Here is a 1168-nt window from a genome sequence, read left to right as displayed (position 1 = left end):
ATCTAGCTCAATATTCATTCGTTTACTTTGCTTTTTAAGCTAATCCGTTCTAAAAATGAACGATTAATCGAAATGAATAACGTAAAGGATTATCAATTAACAATCTGCTCAATTATTTAGTTGAGTAACAGTCACAAATTCGCATAGCTAGAAAGGTCATGCGGTTAACTTAGTGTTAACATCATTCGTCTAACACTAGGGACGGTGGAATATGAAATGGAGCAGTATCAGTTTCCGTAAAAGGTTACTGATTATCATGACGGTCACTGGCCTTGTTGAGCTTTTGATACTCTCAGGTGCTGGTTTTTACTACATCAAACAATCTCAAGAACAAGAGATGGGTTTGAAAGCGTTAGGTGTTGCTGAATTTCTGTCTGAATCGCCACTTGTCACCAGCATTATTCAAGAAAATGGAACGATGGGCCCTAATGGCGCTCCCTACGTTCTGTCTGAAGAAACTCAAGTTAAATTTCGAAACCTTACCCAGCTCATTGGCGCGGCGTTTATCGTTGTGGGAGATGATAAAGGTATCCGCATGATTCACCCTTATGATGACCGGCTTGGTAAACCCATGCGCGGTGGTGATAACCAAAAAGCATTGGTGTTGGGTGAATCTTATGTGTCGACGGCCAAAGGATCACTTGGTTTTTCTGTCCGTGGTAAATCCGCGGTTAAAGACCCACAAGGCACTGTCATTGGCGTGGTGTCGGTTGGCTACTTGTTGGACTCGTTACAAGACAGAATTGAACCTTACTTAGCCTTTTTGATTGTGATGGCGTTGCTGGTGGTTGCCGTCAATGCGGTGATTTCAAGCTATGTGTCTCGCCGTTTTCAGCGCGCTATTTTAGGCTTTGAGCCTGAAGAAATTGGCCGCTTATATGTAGAACTTGATGTGACTATGAGTACCGTGAAAGAAGGTATTTTGAGCATTGATAAGAACGGCATTTTGCGCTCAATAAACAAAAGCGCGTGCGATATTTTGTCCATAGACCGAGATAAAGCACTCAATCAGCAACGTCTATCAGATGTATTAGCGGGCAGTGACTTAGAACAGCTGTTATCGACTGGCGATACCGATCACGATGTTGAGCTGTACCTGAACAATAAGCGAATCATTGCTAATCGCAGCCCAATTATAGTGGCTGGTGAGGTGGTAGGGGCGGTATCC

1 pseudogene is annotated in these 1168 nt (G+C 43.2%); it reads left to right on the top strand.

Features of this window, described 5'->3' with window-relative positions:
- Positions 1-256: 256 nt before the first annotated feature.
- A pseudogene (locus AB4653_RS18545) lies at positions 257-1168 on the top strand (histidine kinase); the annotation flags it as partial.

Source organism: Vibrio sp. 10N.222.48.A3, from assembly GCF_041475345.1.
Taxonomy (GTDB): domain Bacteria; phylum Pseudomonadota; class Gammaproteobacteria; order Enterobacterales; family Vibrionaceae; genus Vibrio; species Vibrio tasmaniensis_A.
This window is presented reverse-complemented; position numbering and strand designations above follow the sequence as displayed.